Annotated in this window: 19 protein-coding genes; 4 read left to right on the top strand and 15 right to left on the bottom strand. The window is 63.2% G+C overall.

Annotated features, from left to right (window positions below; all coding sequences use genetic code 11):
* Positions 1 to 126: 126 nt before the first annotated feature.
* The 12 genes from RGM2987_RS09700 to RGM2987_RS09755 form a co-directional block, all read right to left on the bottom strand.
* Entirely contained in the window at positions 127 to 717 is a 591-nt protein-coding gene (locus tag RGM2987_RS09700) for a nucleotidyltransferase family protein (protein ID WP_245140203.1), read from the bottom strand.
* Between the two features lie 20 nt (positions 718 to 737).
* Positions 738 to 1,709, bottom strand: a complete 972-nt coding sequence (locus tag RGM2987_RS09705; protein ID WP_245140204.1) for an XdhC family protein — start codon at positions 1,707 to 1,709, stop codon at positions 738 to 740.
* Positions 1,709 to 4,024 (bottom strand): xanthine dehydrogenase family protein molybdopterin-binding subunit, encoded by a 2,316-nt coding sequence (locus tag RGM2987_RS09710; protein ID WP_245140205.1) that lies wholly within the window; start codon positions 4,022 to 4,024, stop codon positions 1,709 to 1,711. The genes RGM2987_RS09705 and RGM2987_RS09710 overlap by 1 nt, the downstream gene beginning before the upstream one ends.
* Positions 4,021 to 4,491, bottom strand: a complete 471-nt coding sequence (locus tag RGM2987_RS09715) for a (2Fe-2S)-binding protein (RefSeq protein ID WP_245140206.1) — start codon at positions 4,489 to 4,491, stop codon at positions 4,021 to 4,023. The genes RGM2987_RS09710 and RGM2987_RS09715 overlap by 4 nt, the downstream gene beginning before the upstream one ends.
* Before the next feature lie 280 nt (positions 4,492 to 4,771).
* Positions 4,772 to 5,791, bottom strand: a complete 1,020-nt coding sequence (gene murB / locus RGM2987_RS09720; RefSeq protein ID WP_245140207.1) for a UDP-N-acetylmuramate dehydrogenase — start codon at positions 5,789 to 5,791, stop codon at positions 4,772 to 4,774.
* On the bottom strand, positions 5,788 to 6,252 hold the full coding sequence (locus RGM2987_RS09725; protein WP_245140210.1) for a low molecular weight protein-tyrosine-phosphatase: 465 nt from the start codon (positions 6,250 to 6,252) through the stop codon (positions 5,788 to 5,790). Before RGM2987_RS09725 ends, murB begins: the two co-directional genes overlap by 4 nt.
* On the bottom strand, positions 6,252 to 7,016 hold the full coding sequence (gene kdsB / locus RGM2987_RS09730; RefSeq protein ID WP_245140213.1) for a 3-deoxy-manno-octulosonate cytidylyltransferase: 765 nt from the start codon (positions 7,014 to 7,016) through the stop codon (positions 6,252 to 6,254). The genes RGM2987_RS09725 and kdsB overlap by 1 nt, the downstream gene beginning before the upstream one ends.
* Positions 7,013 to 7,198, bottom strand: a complete 186-nt coding sequence (locus RGM2987_RS09735) for a Trm112 family protein (protein WP_003179363.1) — start codon at positions 7,196 to 7,198, stop codon at positions 7,013 to 7,015. Before RGM2987_RS09735 ends, kdsB begins: the two co-directional genes overlap by 4 nt.
* Positions 7,199 to 7,219: 21 nt before the next feature.
* The gene (gene lpxK, locus RGM2987_RS09740) at positions 7,220 to 8,230 is read right to left on the bottom strand and encodes a tetraacyldisaccharide 4'-kinase (protein WP_245140216.1); all 1,011 of its coding nucleotides are present in this window, start codon (positions 8,228 to 8,230) and stop codon (positions 7,220 to 7,222) included.
* Positions 8,230 to 8,658: a biopolymer transporter ExbD gene (locus tag RGM2987_RS09745; protein ID WP_245140218.1), complete on the bottom strand. Its 429-nt coding sequence runs from the start codon at positions 8,656 to 8,658 to the stop codon at positions 8,230 to 8,232. The genes lpxK and RGM2987_RS09745 overlap by 1 nt, the downstream gene beginning before the upstream one ends.
* Positions 8,655 to 9,290, bottom strand: coding sequence for a MotA/TolQ/ExbB proton channel family protein (locus RGM2987_RS09750; RefSeq protein WP_245140220.1), 636 nt, complete (start codon positions 9,288 to 9,290; stop codon positions 8,655 to 8,657). The genes RGM2987_RS09745 and RGM2987_RS09750 overlap by 4 nt, the downstream gene beginning before the upstream one ends.
* Positions 9,291 to 9,384: 94 nt before the next feature.
* Positions 9,385 to 11,631 (bottom strand): DNA internalization-related competence protein ComEC/Rec2, encoded by a 2,247-nt coding sequence (locus tag RGM2987_RS09755; RefSeq protein WP_245140223.1) that lies wholly within the window; start codon positions 11,629 to 11,631, stop codon positions 9,385 to 9,387.
* A 143-nt stretch (positions 11,632 to 11,774) separates the two neighbouring features.
* On the opposite strand from RGM2987_RS09755, the gene RGM2987_RS09760 reads away from it, so the two are divergent.
* A complete protein-coding gene (locus RGM2987_RS09760; protein WP_245140226.1) occupies positions 11,775 to 12,290 on the top strand; it encodes a DUF2062 domain-containing protein in 516 nt (171 codons plus the stop codon).
* 247 nt (positions 12,291 to 12,537) lie between these two features.
* On the opposite strand, the gene RGM2987_RS09765 is transcribed toward RGM2987_RS09760, so the two are convergent.
* From RGM2987_RS09765 to RGM2987_RS09775, 3 genes are all read right to left on the bottom strand, one after another.
* Complete coding sequence (locus tag RGM2987_RS09765; protein ID WP_072347169.1) at positions 12,538 to 13,317, bottom strand: ABC transporter permease; 780 nt, start codon at positions 13,315 to 13,317, stop codon at positions 12,538 to 12,540.
* Positions 13,314 to 14,246 carry an ABC transporter ATP-binding protein gene (locus tag RGM2987_RS09770; protein ID WP_245140229.1) on the bottom strand — a complete coding sequence of 311 codons (933 nt, stop codon included), beginning with the start codon at positions 14,244 to 14,246 and terminating at the stop codon, positions 13,314 to 13,316. The genes RGM2987_RS09765 and RGM2987_RS09770 overlap by 4 nt, the downstream gene beginning before the upstream one ends.
* 132 nt (positions 14,247 to 14,378) lie before the next feature.
* The gene (locus RGM2987_RS09775) at positions 14,379 to 15,002 is read right to left on the bottom strand and encodes a glutathione S-transferase (RefSeq protein ID WP_245140231.1); all 624 of its coding nucleotides are present in this window, start codon (positions 15,000 to 15,002) and stop codon (positions 14,379 to 14,381) included.
* A 490-nt stretch (positions 15,003 to 15,492) separates the two neighbouring features.
* Here RGM2987_RS09775 and RGM2987_RS09780 point away from each other — a divergent pair, with 490 nt between their 5' ends.
* The 3 genes from RGM2987_RS09780 to RGM2987_RS09790 all read left to right on the top strand — a co-directional run bounded on the left by RGM2987_RS09780 (position 15,493) and on the right by RGM2987_RS09790 (position 20,452).
* A complete protein-coding gene (locus RGM2987_RS09780) occupies positions 15,493 to 17,940 on the top strand; it encodes an acyl-CoA dehydrogenase (RefSeq protein WP_245140233.1) in 2,448 nt (815 codons plus the stop codon).
* A 268-nt stretch (positions 17,941 to 18,208) separates the two neighbouring features.
* Entirely contained in the window at positions 18,209 to 18,616 is a 408-nt protein-coding gene (locus RGM2987_RS09785; RefSeq protein WP_245140235.1) for a PA2817 family protein, read from the top strand.
* A 612-nt stretch (positions 18,617 to 19,228) separates the two neighbouring features.
* The gene (locus RGM2987_RS09790) at positions 19,229 to 20,452 is read left to right on the top strand and encodes a type II and III secretion system protein family protein (RefSeq protein WP_245140237.1); all 1,224 of its coding nucleotides are present in this window, start codon (positions 19,229 to 19,231) and stop codon (positions 20,450 to 20,452) included.
* Positions 20,453 to 20,475: the final 23 nt, after the last annotated feature.

The following is a 20,475-nucleotide window of genomic DNA, read 5'->3' on the forward strand; positions in this document are numbered from 1 at the left end:
GCGAAAGCGGTGGGTCAGACTGTATCAATGGTGAATATCAGACCGCTATCGCGAGCAAGCCCGCTCCCACAGGGGTTGCGATGGTCACAAGATCACTGTCTTCAACAGGGGGACTTGTGGTGGTTGTCAGTTGAAGACCAACGCCTCGGGCACGTCGACGTCCCAGGTTACGCCGGGATCGTCCACAACAACCTCAACCACTAGCGCCCCGGCAAACAATACCTTGGCGCCGCGGTCGCCGGTCAGGGCCATCAATTCTGGACCAAAGGCTCGGCCAAACCCCACGGGGTGCCCGTACTCACCAGCCAGGACCGGCACACAGATACCGTCCTCTTGAACCCCGGCGGCTACCCGCCCATAGCTCGATGGCAGGATGAACGGCATGTCGCCCAAGGCAATCAACCATCCATCAAGATCCGCACAGGCCTGGACACCCGCCGCGATGCTGTCACCCAGGCCAGGCGAGTCCAACTCCACGACATCGCAGCCATAGGCCTGGGCCATGCGTATGACCTGTGGCCGTTCGCTACTCGTCACCAGTACGCGTTTTCCAAGCGCTGCCGGCAAATTCACCAGCACCTGTTCGATGACCGAACGGACGGCGCCGTCGCGTCCCGTACAATCGGCCAGCAGCTTATCCTTGTCGGGACCTGCAACCTGTCGGAAACGGCTACCTGACCCGGCCGCGAGAATGATCACGCCAATCGATCCGTCCATGCGCCCTCCTTGCCCGTGAATTACAGTGGTTTTTTCTGGCGCAGCTCCACCCCATTCTTGATGGCCACGATTTCCGCCAGCAGCGACAAGGCGATTTCCGCCGGGGTGTGGCTGCCGATGTGCAGGCCAATCGGTCCGTGCAAGCGTTCGATGGCCTCTGCCGACAAGCCTAGCTGAGCCAGGTTGTCCCGGCGCTTCTGGCTGTTGACCCGCGATCCCAATGCCCCGACATAAAAAGCCTTGGAGTCCAGCGCGGTGAGCAGCGCCATATCGTCCAAGCGTGGATCGTGGGTCAAGGCGACGATGGCTGTGCGCTCGTCAGTCTGGATATTCAGCACTGCTTCATCGGGCATGCCCGGCACGAAACGGCCATGCTGCTCTTCCCAACCGTAGACAAACTCTTTGCGCGGATCGCAGATCAATACTTCGAAGTCCAGCAACCTCGCCATCTCTGCCACATAACGCGACAGCTGCCCGGCGCCGATCAGCAACAGCCGCCACCGCGGGCCGTAGATCGCCCGCAAGACGTGTCCGTCGAACGCCAGGGCGTCAGTCTTGCTGGCAGCGGTCAGCACTACATCACCACTGGCGACTGTCAGCTCGCGGGCCACGATCTCATGGGCTTCACAGCGCTCCAGCAGTTCAGCCACCCATTGCGGATCGCCGACCCGCTCCTCGGTCAGGCGCAAAGTACCGCCGCAAGGCAGGCCAAAACGCGCCGCTTCCTCGCGGGTAACCCCATAGGTGACCATCTGCACCGGTGGCCCTTCGGCCGGAATACGACCGTCGTGCAGCCGGGCAATCAAGTCATCCTCGACGCAGCCGCCCGACACCGAGCCAATCACCACGCCGTCTTCACGCAAGGCCAGCATCGCCCCCGGAGGCCTAGGCGCGGTGCCCCAGGTCTGGACCACCGTGAACAACACCACCCGCTGTCCGGCGCGGCGCCATTCGAGCACGCTGCGCAGGACGTTCAGATCAACGCTGTCCATCAGGCTTGGGCCTGTTGCCAGCCTTGCAACTGGTAACGTACGGGAAGATTGCGGATGCGTTTGCCGGTGGCGGCGAAAATTGCGTTGCACAGCGCGGGCGCAATCGGCGGCACGCCCGGCTCACCAACCCCACCCAACGGCACCTCGCCTGGCGGCGTGACCAGGTGCACCGCCACCTCCTTCGGTGCCAGCGACATGCGCGCCACTTCGTACATGTGGAAATTGTCCTGCTGGACCTTGCCGTCCTTGAAGCTGATCTCACCGACCATCGCATTGCCCAGGCCCATGACGCAGGCGCCCTCGAACTGCGAACGGATCCGCTCCGGGTTGATCTGCGGGCCGCAATCCACGGCGATATCGGCCTTGTGCACGATCACCGTGCCATCGTCCTTGACCTCCACCTCGATCACTGCCGCGACGTAGGTGACGAAACTGTAGTGCACCGCCAGCCCCAGGCCCCGGCCCTTGGGCAGTTGACGCCCCCAACCGGCGGCTTTCGCAGCGATTTCCAGCACCGTGCGGATCCGCGCCGTATCGATGGGATAACGCTCGGGGGATTCGCCGTAGTTCCACTCTTCGCTCAACGTACGAGGATCGATCCTGCGGTCCGGGCCGAGCAATTTGATCTGGTACTTCAGCGGATCCTGACCGGCCTTGTGGGCCAATTCGTCGATGAAGCTCTGGATCGCGAAACCATGGGGAATGTTTGACACCGAGCGGTACCAACCCACCCGGGTGTGGGCTACCGCCTCGGGGTTTTCCAGGCGCAGGTTGGGAATGGCGTAGGCCAGGTTGGTCAGGCCCATCCCCACTTCGAACGGAGCTTCGTGGGTCATGCCCGGTGCAAACAGCGCAGTGATACTCGGCGCCACGGTGCGGTGCAACCAGCCGGACGGCATGCCGTCCTGGTTCAACCCGGCTTTCAGGTATTCGGCTGAGACGGTGTGGAAGTACGAGTGATGGATGTCGTCTTCGCGGGTCCACTGTACCCGTATCGGCTGGCCTGGAAACTCCTTGGCCAGCACCGCCGCCTCGACGACGAAATCCGGCTTGGATTTGCGTCCGAAACCACCGCCCAACAGCGTGATGTTCACCGTGACTTTCTCGAAGGGAATGCCCAGCCGTTCAGCAAGACGTTCGCGGGTGACCTGCGGGGCCTGGCTCGGCGCCCAGGCTTCGAGCTGGCCATCCTTGAACCGGGCGACGGCGACCATGGGCTCCATCGGCGATTGGGACAGGTGCGGCAGGTAATAGGTCGCTTCCAGGGTCGAATCGGCCTTGCTCAGCGCGTCGTCCAGGTTGCCGGTGCTGCGCACGACTTTCCCGGGCTTGAGGGCTGCCGCTTCCAGCTCCTTGCGGTAGGCAACGGAGTCATAGCCGGCATTCGGCCCGTCGTCCCACTCGATCTTCAGCGCTTCGCGGCCCTTGATTGCCGCCCAGGTGTTTTTCGCCACCACCGCCACGCCGCCCAGGGGCTGGAACTCCGAGGGCAACGGCCGCCCCTCGATCTGCACTACCTTGAGCACGCCCGGTACTTTCAGCGCGGCGCTGCTGTCCACGGTCTTGAGCTTGCCGCCATAGACCGGCGGACGGGCCACGACGGCATAGAGCATGCCGTCCAGATGCACGTCAGCGCCGAACACCGCACGACCGTTGACGATATCCGCGCCGTCGATGGCCCGGGTCGCTTCCTTGCCGATGTAACGGAACTCCGACGGCTGCTTGAGGCGTAGGCTGTCACCGGCCGGCACCGGCAAGGCACTGGCTGCGGCAGCCAGGGCGCCATAACCCAGCTCACGACCGGAAGGCTGGTGCAGCACCTTGTGCAATTGGGCCCGGCATTCAGTCGCCGGGACGTTCCACTGCGCCGCGGCGGCCTGTTCCAGCATGGTCCGGGCTGCGGCGCCGCAGCGGCGCATCGGCTCGTACCAATGACGCATGCTGCGCGAGCCGTCAGTGTCCTGGTTGCCGAAGCGCGCTTCATCCGCCGGCGCCTGCTGCACCTTGACCTGCGCCCAGTCGGCGTCCAGCTCATCGGCCACCACCATGCTCAGGCTGGTGCGGACGCCCTGGCCCATTTCCGAGCGGTTGCAAATGACCGTCACGCTGCCATCGGCGGCGATGCTTACGTAGACTTTCGGGTCGTCGACCGCACCATGGGGCATGCCCTCGGCACCGTATTTTTTCTCTTCGGCGAAGGCGTCCGGCAGGCCCCAGCTGGCGGCCAGCACCAGTACGCCGGTGGCGCTGGCGCCCTTGAGAAAGCCGCGGCGACTGAGGTTGCTCAGCACAAAATCATTGGGCAAACGGCTCATGCCTTGGCCTCCTTCAGATGCGTGGAGGCCTGGCGGATGGCGGTCTTGATCCGGTTGTAGGTGCCGCAGCGGCAGAGGTTGCCGACCATGGCTTCTTCGATCTGTTCATCGCTCGGGTTGGGGTTGGTCTTGAGCAAGGCGGTCGCGGACATGATCTGCCCGCCCTGGCAGTAACCGCACTGGGCCACCGCAGTGTCGAGCCAGGCCTTCTGGACGATCTGCCCGACCGGGTCGGCATGAAGCGCGTCGATGGTGCTGATGTCCTGTCCCTTCACCGAGCCGATCGGCGTGATGCAACTACGCGCAGGCGCGCCGTCGATGTGGATGGTGCACGCGCCGCACAGGCCCATGCCGCAGCCGAATTTGGTACCGTTGTACCCGGCGACGTCACGGATCGCCCATAAAAGCGGCATGTCCTCGGTCACATCCAGTTGATGGTCTTTTCCATTGAGTTTCAGGGTAATCATGGGCACGCCCGCATAGTATTTGAGTTATGGGGTCGAGCAATCTGCCGCGTGGGTAACGGTTCGGTCGTCGCAGACTGGCTCAGGCTGATCGGGCTCTCTTGTGCAGACACGCAGGGCGTCTGCACCGGACCTTCTATGATGCGATGGTGGCATCTTCAGCTGGTTAAATTAACCCAGGATGGCGCAAAACGCCCTGCACAATCCTGCACAAATGATCGTGTGCGTGATTGTGACAGGGCGTTTTTCAGTTGATCGCGAGCACGCTTTGCGCCCACCTCGCTCAGTACCGGTTGGGCTCCATTTCCAGTTCCACCTGGAAACGCTCGGCAATGTCTTTCTGGATGCGCAGGGCCAGGTCCAGCAGTTGCGGGCCCGTGGCGCTGCCATAGTTGACCAGTACCAGCGCCTGCAACTTATGCACACCGGCATCGCCTTCGCGAAACCCCTTCCAACCGGCCCGCTCGATCAGCCAACCGGCGGCGATTTTCATCTCGCCCCCGGGCTGTGGATAAGCCACCAGGTCCGGGTACTGCTCCTTGAGCCGGGCTACGTGGGCGGCCGGTACCAGCGGATTCTTGAAGAAGCTGCCGGCATTGCCCAGCACGGCCGGATCGGGGAGTTTTTCGCTGCGGATGCTGCAAATGGCCCGGCTGACATCGCTGGGTGTCGCCTGATCGACACCTTGCTCGGTCAAGCGTTGGCGCACCGGGCCGTATTCCAGATGCAGGTGCGCGGCGCGACTGAGGGCAAAGCGCACCCGCAGGATCAACCAGCGACCAGCCTGCTGTTTGAACAGGCTGTCGCGATAGGCAAACCGGCACTCCTCAAGGCTGAACTGACGCAGCTCGCCGGTCTGGCGGTCCAAGGCCGTGAGGCCGGCGAAGACGTCCTTGATCTCCACGCCATAGGCGCCGATGTTTTGCATCGGTGCTGCGCCTACGGTACCGGGGATCAGGCTGAGGTTTTCCAGGCCCGACCAGCCTTGGGCCAGTGTGTACTGGACAAACGGATGCCACGGTTCCCCGGCTTCGGCTTCGACCACCACCCGCTCGCCGTCATCGCTGAGCAGGCGAATCCCTTGGCTGGCCATGCGCAACACCAAGGCATCGATGTCGCCGGTCAGCAGCAGGTTGCTGCCGCCGCCAATCACCAACAACGGCACGTTGTGGCTGCTGGCATAGGCCAACGCCTGGCGAACATCGTCATCGCTTTGGGCTTGGGCGAACAACCGGGCGCTGACATCCACGCCGAAACTGTTGAAAGGCTTGAGGCTCACGCCCGCCTGTACCTGCAAGGTCATAACCGTCCCTTCAATTCAATCACCAGGCGATCCGTGGCGTGCTCGATCAGATCCAGCACCTGCTCGAAACCGTGTTCGCCATCGTAATAAGGGTCCGGCACCTCATCGAGTTCAGCTTCGTAGCGCCGCAGGAACAGATCCAGCTCGGCCCTACCGTTGGCCGGTTGCAGCGCCTTGAGGTTGCGCAGGTTGCTGCTATCCATCGCCAGGATCAGATCGTAGGCGGCGAAATCGGCGCGGCTTACCTGCCGGGCCCGCTGGGCCGACAAGTCGTAGCCACGCTTCAAGGCCGCCGCCATGCTGCGCTTGTCCGGGGCTTTGCCCACGTGCCAGTCGCCGGTGCCGGCGGAGGCAACCTCGACCTGCCCCGCCAACCCGGCCTCGCGCAGCTTGTGCCGCAGCACACCTTCGGCGGTGGGCGAGCGGCAGATGTTGCCGAGGCAGACGAACAGAACCCGCATCAGGCCTCCAGCAGGCGACGAACGCGCTCGAGGTCTTCGGCTGTGTCAACACCGGCCGGCGGGGCGATCAGGGCGTCGGCGACATGAATCCGCACGCCGTGCCATAGGGCACGCAGTTGCTCCAGGCATTCGGTGTTTTCCAGCCAGCACGGGCCCCAGGCGACGAAGTCCTGAAGGAAACCGGCGCGGTAGGCATAGATGCCAATGTGGCGGCGATATGGCACGCCGTCGGGCATCACGTCACGGCCTTGGGCAAATGCATCCCGGGCCCAGGGCAACGTGGCGCGGCTGAAGGTCAACGCCAGGCCGTTGAGGTCACTGACTACCTTGACCACGTTGGGGTTGAACAGGGTTTGCACGTCTTCGATCGGCTCGGCCAGGGTGGCCATGCGCGCCTCGGTGTGGGCGGCGAGGTTCGCCGCGACCTGGTCGATCACGCTCGGCGGGATCAACGGTTCATCGCCTTGCACATTCACCACGATGGCGTCGGGCGCCAGGCCCAGCTTCGCCGCGACTTCCGCCAGGCGGTCGGTGCCGGAGTTATGGTCCTCACGAGTCATGACCACCTCGGCGCCAAACCCTTTGCAGGCCTCGACGATGCGCGCATCGTCGGTCGCCACCACCACGCGCTGGGCGCTGCTTTTGCAGGCCTGTTCCCATACGTGCTGGATCATCGGCTTGCCGGCGATCGACAACAGCGGTTTACCCGGCAGGCGCGTCGAGGCGAAACGCGACGGAATCACCACGGTGAAGGCTGTGCTCATTTATCCAAGCGCTCGTCGGTGGTCAGGGTACGGGCTTCGCTTTCGAGCATCACCGGGATGCCGTCGCGAATCGGATAGGCCAGGCCGGCGCCCTTGCTGATCAGCTCGGTCTTGTCGGCGCTGAGCTTGAGCGGGCCTTTGCAGACCGGGCAGGCCAGAATGTCGAGCAATTTAGTGTCCATGAGATTCCCTTGAATAAAGGTTTAAGGCAGAAGTCGATCCGGCAACAGGCGCACCAGCTGCGTATCGAACCAGGCCGCGAAGGCCGGCGAAGGTGCAGCGTCCACTGCCAGGTACCACCAGTCCGGCGCGGCGAAGGCACGGCATTTGACCGCGTCTTTCTCCGTCATGACCACGGGCAACGGCGGCGTGAAGCTCAAGGCCTGCGCAGTGTATTCGGCGTGGTCGGCGAACCCGTGTGGTATGGGTCGCCAGTGTAGCGTTTCGAGGGTCTTGAAGAAACGCTGGGGATTACCGATACCGGCCACGGCGTGCAGGGCCTGGCCGGCTGGAAAGTGGTCGAGGGGACGCCGTTCGCCGCTGAGCAGGTTCACCAGCGCAGTCGGTCGTAGCTCGAAGGCGAAACCGTCCTCGCGATCAGTGCTGGCGCCATTGAACAGCACGGCGTCCACCGATTCCAGGCGCTCGATGGGCTCGCGCAGCGGCCCGGCGGGCAGGCAACGTCGGTTACCCAGGCCGCGGGCGTTGTCGATCAGCACCAGTTCAAGGTCGCGGGCCATGCGGTAATGCTGCATGCCGTCGTCAGAGAGAATCAGGTCCAGCGGTCCGGCGCCCACCAGGGCCTGGATCGCGCGACTACGGTCGGGGTCGATCATCAGCGGCACGCCGGTGCGCTGGACGATCAGCAGCGGCTCGTCGCCCGCCACGTCGGCGCCCTGCCCGGCTTCGACGCGCCATGGCCGTTGTGGCGGCTTGGCGCCGTAACCCCGGCTGACCACGCCGACCCGCAGGCCACTGCGCTGGCAGTGCTCGATCATCCACAGGATCAACGGGGTCTTGCCGGTGCCGCCGACCGTGATATTGCCAACCACCACCAGCGGCACTGGGGGCTGGTAGATCTGACCGTCACCGGCCAGGAACCGTTCGCGCTTGCCCACCACCACGCGCCGGTACAACCACTCCAGCGGCCGCAGCAGGGCCAGGGCCGGGTGCCCCTGGTACCACGCGGCGAGCAATCGATCGGACATGGCCATCAGGATGCAGGCGCCGCCTCGACCGTGGTCATGCGCAGGTGGCTGAAACCGAGCTTGCCGGCCGCGTCCATGGCGGTGATCACCGATTGATGGGGGGTCTTGCCGTCGGCGCTGATGGACAACGGCAGGTTGGTGTCGCCACCGGACTCCTTCTGCAGGGCCTCGATCAGGCTCGCCAGGTCACTTTTGGGCAGCAACTGGTTGTTCACCGAGAACGCCCCTTCGGCGCTGATGGTGATCTCCAGGCTCTTGAGTTGCTGGTCTTCGGCCGGCGAACCACTGACCGCCTGCGGCAACTCGACCTTGAGCTGGGTTTCCCGGGTGAACGTGGTGGTCACGACGAAAAACAACAGCAGGATGAACACCACGTCGATCAGCGACGCGAGGTTGATATCGATGGTTTCCCGTGGCTTGCGGCGGAATTTCACTTCTTGCCCCCGGCCAGGTCCACGTCGCGATCGCCCTGCACCACCTCGACCAGCTTGATGGCTTCCTGCTCCATGCCCACCACCAGCTCATCGACACGGCGTTGCAGGAACCGGTGGAAGAATACCGCCGGGATGCCCACCATCAAGCCGGAGGCGGTGGTGATCAGCGCCTTGGAGATACCACCCGCCAGCACCGCGGCGTTGGTGGTCATGCCGGAACTGGTGAATGCACTGAAAATGTCGATCATGCCCAATACCGTACCCAACAGGCCCAGCAGCGGCGACATCGCGGCGATGGTTCCCAGGGCATTGATGTAGCGCTCCAGCTCGTGGATGACCCGGGCGGCGGCTTCCTCAATGCATTCCTTCATGATCTCGCGGCCATGCTTGGAGTTCGCCAGGCCGGCGGCGAGGATTTCCCCAAGGGGCGAACTGGCGCGCAGTTCCTTGAGCTTGTCCTTGTTCAGTTGCTTGTCCTTGATCCAGACCCAGACCTGCCCGACCAGATGGTCCGGGGCCACTCGGCTGGCCCGAAGTGTCCACAGGCGTTCGGCAACGATACCCAGTGCCGCGATGGAACTCAGAATGATCGGCAACATCATCCAGCCGCCGGATTTGACCAATTCCCACACAGTGACTGCCCCCTCGAAAAAGTGCGCCACTTTAGCACACCGACTCGCCTTGGAGACCCGGGACGCCGATAAGGTCCTTGCCCGTTGAGGTGGATCACCGCACGCTCGGTGGCCCGGTGTGCGGCGGGTCGCGCCAGTACCGCCGTTGCCCGGCCTGGGTGTGCGGCGGCTCGAAAGCGCCCAGTTGCAGACGAATGGCGCCCTGCTCGGCACTGTCATAGATCGCCATGCCCGAGCGGCGATAGCGCGCCATGACCTGCGGATGAGGATGGCCGAACGAGTTGCCATGCCCTCGAGAGATCAGCACCGAGTGCGGCTTGAGGCGTGACAGCAGGAGCATTGACGAAGAGCTGCGGCTGCCGTGATGTGGCGCAGCCAGCCAGTGGATGGGCACGGCCAGGGGCCCGTCGAGCAAGGCGCGTTCGGCACGGGCATCAATGTCGCCAGTCAGCAGCAATCGCTCGCCGCCCGCCTCCACCAGCAGCACGCAGGACTTCTGATTGCTTTCCAGGGCCGCTGACCAGCGCCACAGTTCGAACCTGACGCCATCCCATTCCCAGGTAGTGCCGCTGTCGCATGACGCGGCCTGTAACTCGTCAGGTAATGCGGCCGGATCTCCGCTGATCACCCGCAGCGTCGGCAGCCCGTTGCGCACGGCCTGGGCACCGCCGGCGTGATCGGCGTCGGCGTGGCTGAGCAGCATCAGGTCCAGCCCGCGCACCCCAAGCTTGCGCAAGGTTGGCAGTACCACCCGCTCACCGACATCGGCCTCGCCAAACCGCGGCCCTGCGTCGTACAACAACGTGTGTCGGTGGGTACGCACCAGCACCGCCAGGCCTTGACCCACGTCCAGTTGCCAGACCCGGGCTTGCCCGTGCGGTACGGATTCGCGGGGTGGGAACACCATCATCAACAGCATCGGCCATCCAAGTACGCGCAATGGCACGCCCTTGGGCAAGAGCAACAAGCAAGCACCGAGCGTTGCAATGCACCAGGCCCACAACGGCACCGAAGCCGGGATCCAGGCGGGCATGCGCCCGGCAATCAGCGCCAGCCCCTTGAACAGCAGATCGAGCAAGCCACCGGCGACCCACAACAATCCTTCGCCTATCCAGGGTATTGGCAGCAATACCGTGCCGAGCAGTGCCGGTGGCAACACCAACAGGCTGATCCAGGGCACCGCCAGCAGGTTCACCAGCGGCCCGCTGAGGCTGACCGGCAAGCCCAGGATCAGCAGCAACGGACACAGGCCGATCGCCACCAGCCATTGGGCACGGGTCCAGGTTTGCCACCAACGCCAGGGGCCCAGGCGCCCGCCAAAGGTGAACATCAGCACCGCGACAGCGGCAAACGACAGCCAGAACCCCGGTCGCAGGCTGGCGAGCGGATCGAAAACCAGCACCCCGTTGAATGCCAGCAGCCACGCCCACCAGGGGTCAGGATGTTTGAAGCGCCAGCGCCAGAGCAACACCAGGCCGATCATCGCGCAGGCTCGCCGTACCGGCACCTCGAACCCGGCGAGCAAGCCGTAGCCCAGGGCGGCGCCGAACGCCAGGGCGCAGGCCCAGGGCAGCCAGGGCAGCCTCGCCGGCCACAGGCCATAACGCGCCGCTCCCACCACCAACAGGTACACCAGGCCCGCGAGCAGGCCGATGTGTTGCCCGGAAATCACCAGCAAATGCACGGTGCCAGTGTCTTGCAGCAACTGCCAGTCGTCCCGGCTCAAGCCGGCGCCGTCGCCCAGCACCAAGGCCGCCAACGCACCGGAGCGGCCCTGGGCATCGACCTGCGCCAGCGCCCGACGCACGCCATCGCGCCAAGCGCCTTGGGCCGGTTGCAGGCGACGTCCGTCCTTGACCGTACCGGTCGCGCCGATGCCACGGCTCAGCAGCCAGGCCTGATAGTCGAAACCGTGCGGGTTCAGCAGTCCGGCCGGCCGCTTGAGCTTGACCGCCAGTCGCCAGCGCTCACCGCTGCTGACCGGCGGGCCACCGAACCAGGCAAGGCGTATCAACTTCGGCAGGCGGGTGCGCCGCGATTGTCCATCGGCCAGTTCGAAGCGCACCCCATCGTCACTGTATTGCGGCAAACCGACGACGCGCCCTTCGACCCAGCGGGTCTGTCCATCCAACGCGGCAGGCAACCGGCCGTTCAGGGCCAGTTGCGCCGACAGGCAGGCCCAGGCCAACCCCAGCAGGAAAAAACCCAGCGGGTAGGTTCGAAAGGGCAACACCATCAGCGCCAACACCGGCATGGCAGCCATCAGCCACAGCGGCGGCAACGCCGGTAGAAAAACCGGGGCCAGAAGCCCCAGTGCAAGCGCGACCAACCCTGTGCGCATAACCCGTCCTTGAAAGTCCCCTCTACAGGCTTAGCCGATCTGGGGCACCGTGGACGTTATCAATTGTCACAAAGTCTGAATCTGCCGACCGTAGAATCCGGACATACTTGCCGCCTATTGCTTTGAACCGACCGAGAAGCCTTATGCCCCGGCGCTTATTCAAACGTTACATGCCAGACCCAGAGAGCATTCGGGAACATAAATCCTTACGCTTTCTCGGCACCTTGTTGCACGATCCCAACCTGTGGCACCTCAATCGGCATTCGGTCGCCCGGGCGATGGCCGTAGGCCTGTTTGCCGCCTTCCTGCCCATCCCCCTACAGATGTTGCTGGCCGCCGCGCTGGCCGTCGCGGTGCGCGGCAACATGCCGATTGCCGTGAGCCTGGTGTGGCTGACCAATCCGATCACCATGCCGGCGGTGTTCTTCTGCACCTACCAGACCGGCGCCTGGCTGATGGACGTGCCAGCCCGCACGCTTCCGGACGAGCTGACCTGGGAATGGATCAGCGGCCAGTTGTCCACGCTGTGGCAGCCGTTCCTGCTGGGTTCGGTGGTAACCGGCCTGGTGCTTGGCGCCCTGGCCTACTTCATCACCATGAGTTACTGGCGCTGGTGGGTGACCCGGCAATGGAAACGGCGCAAGAAAAGCCGGATGTGAGATGCAAAAAGGCCTCCAGTGAATGGAGGCCTTTTCGTGCTATTGCTGACGCCATCGCGAGCAGGCTCGCTCCCACAGAGGGCAGCATCAGGCTGTTGTGGCGAGGGAGCTTGCTCCCGCTCGGCTGCGAAGCAGTCGTAAAGCCCGCTGACGCGGTCGGCCTGGACAGTTGTGCTGTTCAGATTGGGGCGGCTGCGCCACCCAGCGGGAGCAAGCTCCCTCGCCACATTGATTCAGGCCACAGGGTTCAGGTACGCATCCCCCGCCCACTGACCAACAACCGCGCACAGCCGATATAAAGCACCACGGTCGCCACCAGCATGAAGGTAATCGCAATGCTGATCTTGATGTCCGAGACCCCGAGGATGCCGTAGCGGAAGGCGTTGACCATGTGCAGCACCGGGTTGGCCAGGGACACGGTCTGCCAGAACGGCGGCAGCAGGGAGATCGAATAGAACACCCCGCCCAGGTAGGTCAACGGCGTGAGCACGAAGGTCGGGATGATGGAGATGTCATCGAAGTTACGAGCAAACACGGCATTGATGAACCCCAGCAACGAAAAGATCGTGGCCGTCAGCACTACCACCAACACGGTGACGCCCAGGTGATGCACCTGCAGATGGGTGAAGAACAGCGACAGCAGGGTCACGATCAAGCCCACCGCGAGGCCGCGCAACACACCCCCCAGGGTGTAGCCGATCAGGATCGTGTGGGGCGATACCGGTGAGACCATCAGCTCTTCGATCGAACGCTGGAACTTACTGCCGAAGAAGCTCGAGACCACGTTGCCGTAGGAGTTGGTGATCACCGACATCATGATCAGCCCCGGCACGATGTAGTCCATGTACGTGAAGCCGCCCATGTCGCCGATCTGCCGGCCGATCAGGTTGCCGAAGATCACGAAGTACAGAACCATGGTGATGGCCGGCGGCAGCAGGGTCTGCGGCCAGATGCGCATGAAGCGCCGCACTTCACGGTAGACGATGGTATTGAGGGCAATCAGGTTGGGGCGCAGTTCGGAACTCATACCGCCACCTTCGCCAGGTTTTTCTCCACCAGGGACACAAACAACTCCTCGAGGCGATTGGTTTTATTGCGCAGGCTCTGCACTTCGATGTTCTGCAATGCCAGCTGGGTGAACAGCCCGGTGATACCGACGGATTTATCCACCTGGACTTCCAGGGTATGGCTGTCCACCAGGCGGGCCGGATAGCCGATGATCTGCGGCGCCGCTTTCAGGTCGTGCTTGAGGTCCAGCAGGAAGGTCTCCACATGCAGTTGGCTGAGCAACTGGCGCATGCTGGTGTTCTCGACGATGGTGCCGTGGTCGATGATGCCGATGTTGCGACACAACTGTTCAGCCTCTTCCAGGTAATGCGTGGTGAGGATGATGGTGATGCCCTTCTGGTTCAGCTCGGTCAGGAAGGTCCACATCGAACGACGCAACTCGATGTCCACGCCCGCCGTCGGCTCGTCGAGGATCAGCAGCCGCGGTTCATGCACCAGCGCACGGGCAATCATCAGTCGCCGCTTCATGCCGCCGGACAGCGAACGGGACGGCACGTCGCGCTTGTCCCACAGCCCCAACTGCGTCAGGTACTGCTCGGCACGCTCGTTGGCGACCTTCGGCGGGATGCCGTAGTAACCCGCCTGGGTGACCACAATGTCGAAGGTCTTTTCGAACTGGTTGAAGTTGAATTCCTGGGGCACCACGCCGATGCAACGCTTGAGGGCGGCGGGCTGGCGGTCCAGGTCGTGGCCGAAGACATTCACCGTGCCGCTGGTTTTATTCACCAGGGTGGAAAGGATGCCGATGGTGGTGGATTTGCCGGCACCGTTGGGGCCGAGCAAGGCGAAAAAGTCACCTTCGGCAACGTCCAGATCGATACCACTCAAGGCCTGGAAACCGTTGCCGTAGGTTTTGGTTAGCTGCCGGATGGACAGAGCGGAACTCATATCGGATTACGCACCAAGAAGGGAAGAAAAAGAGAGATAAGGGCGCGCGGCGAGCAATACAACCATGGCGCACGAAAGGCATGGTGCGTGGCGTCGCCGCACAAGTACAGTCAAGCGTGTCGATAGTAAGTATTAAGTCAACGCGGTCATGACTGCCTTGCGGTAGGCCGGACGTTGTTGCAACCGGGCGTACCAGGCCTCTACATGAGGCAATGGGGCGCGTTGGATAGGCATCTCCAACCAGGCATAAATGAAACAACCCAGGGGGATATCGCCCATGCCGATTTCATTACCCGAGAGATAAGGCTGCCGGCTCAACGCCTGGTCCGCCATGGTCAGCAACTCTTCGCAAACCTTGATCGCCTCGTTGATCGCCGCCCAGTCCTGTTGCTCGGCCGGGGTGCGCAAGACACCCCAGAACACCGTGCGAAACGGTGCGGCGAAGGTCGAGGTGGTCCAGTCCATCCATTTCTCCGCGTTGGCCCGCGCCTGCAGGTCAGCGGGATACCAGGCCGTTCCCGACGCGTGGCGGGCCGCCAGGTAACGCACGATGGTATTGGACTCCCATAGCACGAAGCCGTCATCTTCGATCATCGGTACCCGGCCGTTAGGGTTTTTCGCCCGGTACTCGAGCGTGTCCACCACACCGAAGGCGCCGCCCGCATCAACGGCCTCGTAGGCCAGCCCCAGCTCCTCGGCGCACCACAGCGCCTTGCGCACGTTCGATGAATTCTTCCGGCCCCAGATCTTCAACATCACGGCTTCCTCTATGGATGAAATGCCGCAGCAGCATACGCCGGATCGGGTGCGACTCAAATCGGTCTGCGTGGCGCCGGGTAGCTAAGGGGATTCAGCTATTGGGATAGTTGTGAACAGCATCAGCATCGGCGAAGTTGGCGCAACCTTGTGGCGAGGGAGCTTGCTCCCGCTCGGTTGCGCAGCAATCGCAAAAAAGCCGGGGCCGCTGCGCAGCCCAGCGGGAGCAAGCTCCCTCGCCACAAAGCGGGTCTGCGCCAACACAGCTTGAATCCATCCACAGCCCTGCCCCCGCAACAACGACATTTCAGCCAAACAATGGCGTTTTCTCACCTTACGGACGAACGATTTCCTACGGCTGTTGCCAACCAGACTGGCGCGATACATCCAGGGTTTCTCACGACTTCAATCCCATCGCGCCTACCGCCGGCCTTGCAGATGCCGTCTAAGCTCTGAAGGTCGGTTTGCCTTGGTTCACGGAGGATTACATATGCTGTTGTTGTGGATACTGGTCCTGGTCGTCGGGATCGCCTGGCTGGCGCATCGGCGCACCGATCCGCTGCCCGCGCTGGGTATCGTCGCGGTCTACCTGCTGGCCATGGGCATTTTCAGCCATGCGCCCGGTGCGCTGATGCTGGTCCTCTGGGTTCTGCTGGCCGCCGTCGCGGCCCCGCTGCTGCTGCCGGACCTGCGTCGACGCTACTTCAGTGCGCCGATGTTCGACTGGTTCCAGAAAACCCTGCCACCCATGTCCCAGACCGAGCGCGATGCCATCGACGCCGGTACGGTGTGGTGGGACGGCGAACTGTTCAGCGGTCGTCCGGACTGGGACACGCTACTGTCTTACCCCAAGGTGCAACTGACCGAAGAGGAACAGGCATTCCTCGATGGGCCGACTGAAGAGCTCTGTGCCCTGGTCAGCGACTGGCAGATTGGCCAGGCCATGGACCTGCCGCCCGAAGCCTGGGCGCACATAAAGCAACATGGCTTCTTCGCACTGATCATTCCCAAGGAGTATGGCGGCAAGGGCTTCTCTGCCTATGCCCATTCCCAGGTCGCGATGAAACTGGCGACCCGCAGCGGCGACCTCGCCTCCACCGTGATGGTCCCCAACTCTCTCGGTCCGGCGGAACTGCTGCTGCACTACGGCACCGACGAACAACGCGACCATTATCTGCCGCGACTGGCCCGCGGCGATGACATCCCCTGCTTCGCCCTGACCGGGCCGCTGGCCGGCTCCGATGCCGGGGCGATGCCCGACACCGGCGTCATCTGCAAGGGCGAATGGCAAGGCCGGGAAACCCTGGGCCTGCGCCTGAACTGGGAAAAGCGCTACATCACCCTCGGCCCGGTCGCCACCCTGCTGGGCCTGGCCTTCAAGGCGTATGACCCGGATCATCTGTTGGGCGACGAGGAAGACCTGGGCATCAGCCTCGCCCTGATCCCCACCGACACGCCCGGCGTGCATATCGGCCGTCGCCACCTGCCGCTCGGCGCCGCGTTCATGAACGGCCCGAACTGGGGCAAGGACGTGTTCATTCCGCTGGATTTCCTCATTGGCGGCCAGGACATGCTCGGCAAGGGCTGGATGATGCTGATGAACTGCCTGTCGGTCGGGCGTTCGATCTCCCTGCCGGCGGTGGGCACCGGGGCGGCGAAATTCACCAGCCTGGTGACCGGCCAGTACACCCAGGTACGCGAACAGTTCAACGTACCGTTGTCCGCCTTCGAAGGCATCCAGGAGGCCATGGCGCGCATCGGTGGCAACGCGTGGATGATGGACGCCGCGCGCATGTTGACCGCCAACGCGGTGGACCTGGGGGAAAAACCCTCGGTGCTGTCGGCCATCCTCAAGTATCACCTGACCGAACGCGGCCGCGAGTGCATCAGCCACGCCATGGACGTGCATGGCGGCAAGGGCATCATCATGGGCCCGAACAATTATCTGGGGCGCAGTTGGCAAGGTGCACCGATCTTCATCACCGTCGAAGGCGCGAACATCCTGTCGCGCAACCTGATGATCTTCGGCCAGGGTGCCATCCGCTGCCATCCATTCGTGCTCAAGGAAATGGCCCTGGCCACCCGCGAGGACAAGGACCAGGCCCTGATCGAATTCGACGGTTTGCTACTCAAGCACATCGGCTTTGCCATCAGCAACGCTGCCAGCACCCTGGTGCTCAACCTGGGCCTGGGGCATTTCGAACGGGCGCCTGGCAACGGGTTGAGCCAAGGCTATTTCCGAGCGCTCAACCGGCAGGCGGCGGCATTCGCCCTGCTGGCGGACCTGAGCATGATGCTGCTGGGGGGTGAGCTCAAGCGCCGGGAACGGTTGTCGGCGCGCCTGGGCGATGTGCTGAGCAACCTGTACCTGGCCTCCGCCGCGCTCAAGCGTTACCACGACCTGGACTCACCGGATCACATGACGCCGCTGTTCACCTGGGCCATGGAAGAAAGCCTGGGCCAGGCCGAGCGAGCGCTGGACGAACTGCTGGCGAACTTCCCCAACCGTGTACTCGGTTGCCTGTTGCGCGTGGTGGTGTTCCCCTTCGGCCGTCGCCACAAGGGCCCGAGCGACAGATTGGATGCCGAAGTGGCGGCGGTCATCGGTCGATCCAAAGGTGACCCGACCCTCGAGGAGCTGTTGCAGGGCTGCTATCGTCCGCAATCGGCGGACGATCCGGTGGGTGCGCTCCAACACGCCTGCGACCTGCTGGGCGCTGCCCGTCCCTTGCACAAGAAACTGCATGAGGCGTTCAAGCACGGCCAACTCAACCCGGCCCCCGGCGAACCGCTCATCGACAGCGCCCTTGAGGCGGGTGTATTGCAGGCGGGCGAAGCCCAGACCCTGCGCGCGGCCGAAGCGGCGCGACGCAAGGTCATTGACGTGGATGACTTCGACAAGGAGCAACTGACACCCGCCGAGGCTAAAGTGCGCTGATTGGTGGCGTTTCCCACCCTGTGGCAAGGGTACTTCCTGTGGCGAGGGAGCTTGCTCCCGCTGGGGCGCGTAGCGGCCCCCGGCTTTTGCGGTTGCTGCGCCCGAGGCGTCGGACCGACCGAGCGGGAGCAAGCTCCCTCGCCACACATTCTCCTTTTATCGGGAGCCAACACACATGACTCTCATCAGCCCAATCAGCCCAACCCTATAAAACCGCGCGCAGCCCCCTTATACTCCTGCGCCCGTTTTGCTCTTGAGGACTTATCTCGTGTCCAATGTCGTTGCCGATCACCTCGTCTTGCTCGACCACTTGCGCAGCATCCTGGTCGCCGTGGGTGAGGCCGAACAGGTTCCCGAAGAAAGCCATGCCCTGTTCGTGGAGCGTTTCGACGAGTTGCGTGCGCAACTGCCGGTAGACCCTATCGAAAGCCAGTACCTGGGCCAGGACCTGCTGTGCCAGGTCATCGTCCGTTATCCACAGATCGCCCATCTGGTGCCTCGCGACCTGCTCTGGTATTTCGGCGGCGATTGCCTGCACTACATGCCCGACGAAGAAATTGCCCTGTACCAGGCCTTGGAGGAGCGTCGCTTCGAAGCCGAACAAAACGACGAGCCCTTCGACTGGAACCAGGAAAAGCAGCTGCTGGCGATGTCGGACCAGGACAGCAAGCACTGATTGTCGAAGCGCTGTTCAAAAAGCCCGCACGGTTAATCCGGCGGGCTTTTTTTTGCCAGGTGTCGAAGGGGTCGCTCATGAATCCGATCGCGAGCAGGCTCGCTCCCACAGAAGAACGGCTGCGAATGGAGAATGAGAATCCACCACCGGCCCAATGTGGGAGCGAGCCTGCTCGCGATGAGGCCAGAAAAAACAACCCAAGGATTTCAACCAACAAACACAAAAGCCAATTTTCTGGCGCCCCACAAACCAACCCCCACCTGCACCGCCACTTTTCAGACAGTTTTTTTTGCTCGGGACGTGGCGCTTCGCCATGGTTGAACTACCGTCAGAAGGAAGCGAGCAACGGGTGAGAAAAAACGCGCATGAACATCCGTTTCTGCGCCCGGCACCCAGCTCGACGACCCGGATTTTTCCGGGTCTCGTAGACGTTTTCGAACGACGCCTGCCTTTCAGTCAGGCCGACGCAATGTGCCCGACTGCACGCAGTAACGGGGCCCATTGTCCAGGCCGCTGACAGTCAGGTGAGATAAACGGGGCAGCCCGGGCTCCGCAAGTGATCCGAGGCAATTGGTTAGCGCTCTGCAAGACCATTCCGTGGAGGATCACTTTATGAGCTACCGTACCGTGCCCGCGTTAAAACACCTTATCCATGGCTTGTTCTGGATGGGCCTTGGCCTGGAGGCGGCTCAAGCCGCCACCGCCAACTGTTCCCAGCTGGACAGCCTGCCCGCCACCTTCGAGGTCGGTCAGGGCCTGCAGAATGAGCTGCGTATCCTCGCCCCCGTGACGAAGCTTGCGGTGGGCGATCCGAAAATCGCCGACGTGCAGCCCAGTGGCAGCGACTCGTTCATCCTGACCGGGATAACGCCGGGCGCCACCAGCCTGATGGTCTGGACCGAGTGCTCCAAGACGCCGCGCCAGAGCATGGTCTTTGTCAAAGGCAGGGCCACCGCAGCGCTGACCAGCGTCGCCAGCGTGCCCTCGGAAGACCCGATGCTGCTCGCCCAGGTGCAGACCGACATCCGTTTCGTGGAAGTCAGCCGGACCAAACTCAAGGAAGCCTCCACCTCGCTTTTCGGCACCCGCGGTAACTTCCTGTTCGGCGCGCCGCGGACCTTGCCCACCGTCGGCGGTATCGTGCGGCCCTCGTTGCCGGTCAACAACGACATGTTCAACCTGTCCTTCGCCACCGGCAAAACACTGTTGATGATCAATGCACTGGAGGGCAGCGGCTTCGCCTACACCCTGGCGCGCCCCAGCCTGGTGGCCCTCAGCGGACAAAGCGCGAGCTTCCTGGCCGGCGGCGAGGTGCCGATCCCGGTGCCCAGCGCCGGCAGCGATAACGTGTCCATCGAGTACAAGGAGTTCGGTATCCGCCTGACCCTGACGCCCACGGTCATCGGGCAAAACCGCATCGCCCTGAAGGTCGCACCGGAAGTCAGCGAATTGGATTTCACCAATGCCGTGAACATCGCCGGGACGCTAGTGCCGGCGCTCACCGTGCGCCGTACCGATACCAGCATTGCCCTGGCCGATGGCGAGAGTTTCGTCATCAGCGGACTGATCAGCACCCGCAACAGCTCGCAAGTGAACAAGTTTCCCGGGCTGGGTGACATCCCGGTTCTCGGCGCGTTCTTTCGCGACCACTCCATCGATCGCGAAGAACGGGAGCTGCTGATGATCGTCACGCCGCACCTGGTCCAGCCGTTGGCCGCCAACGCGCAACTGCCGACATTGCCGGGCGAGCAACTGCGCAACTACGACCCGAACTTCTATCGCATGTATTTCCTTGAGCATGGCGAGTTCGACAACCGCGATGGGCTTTCCAAATGAGCCGGCGCCCGAGGTCGAGTGTT

The sequence above is a fragment of the Pseudomonas sp. RGM2987 genome (assembly GCF_022952855.1).
Taxonomy (GTDB): domain Bacteria; phylum Pseudomonadota; class Gammaproteobacteria; order Pseudomonadales; family Pseudomonadaceae; genus Aquipseudomonas.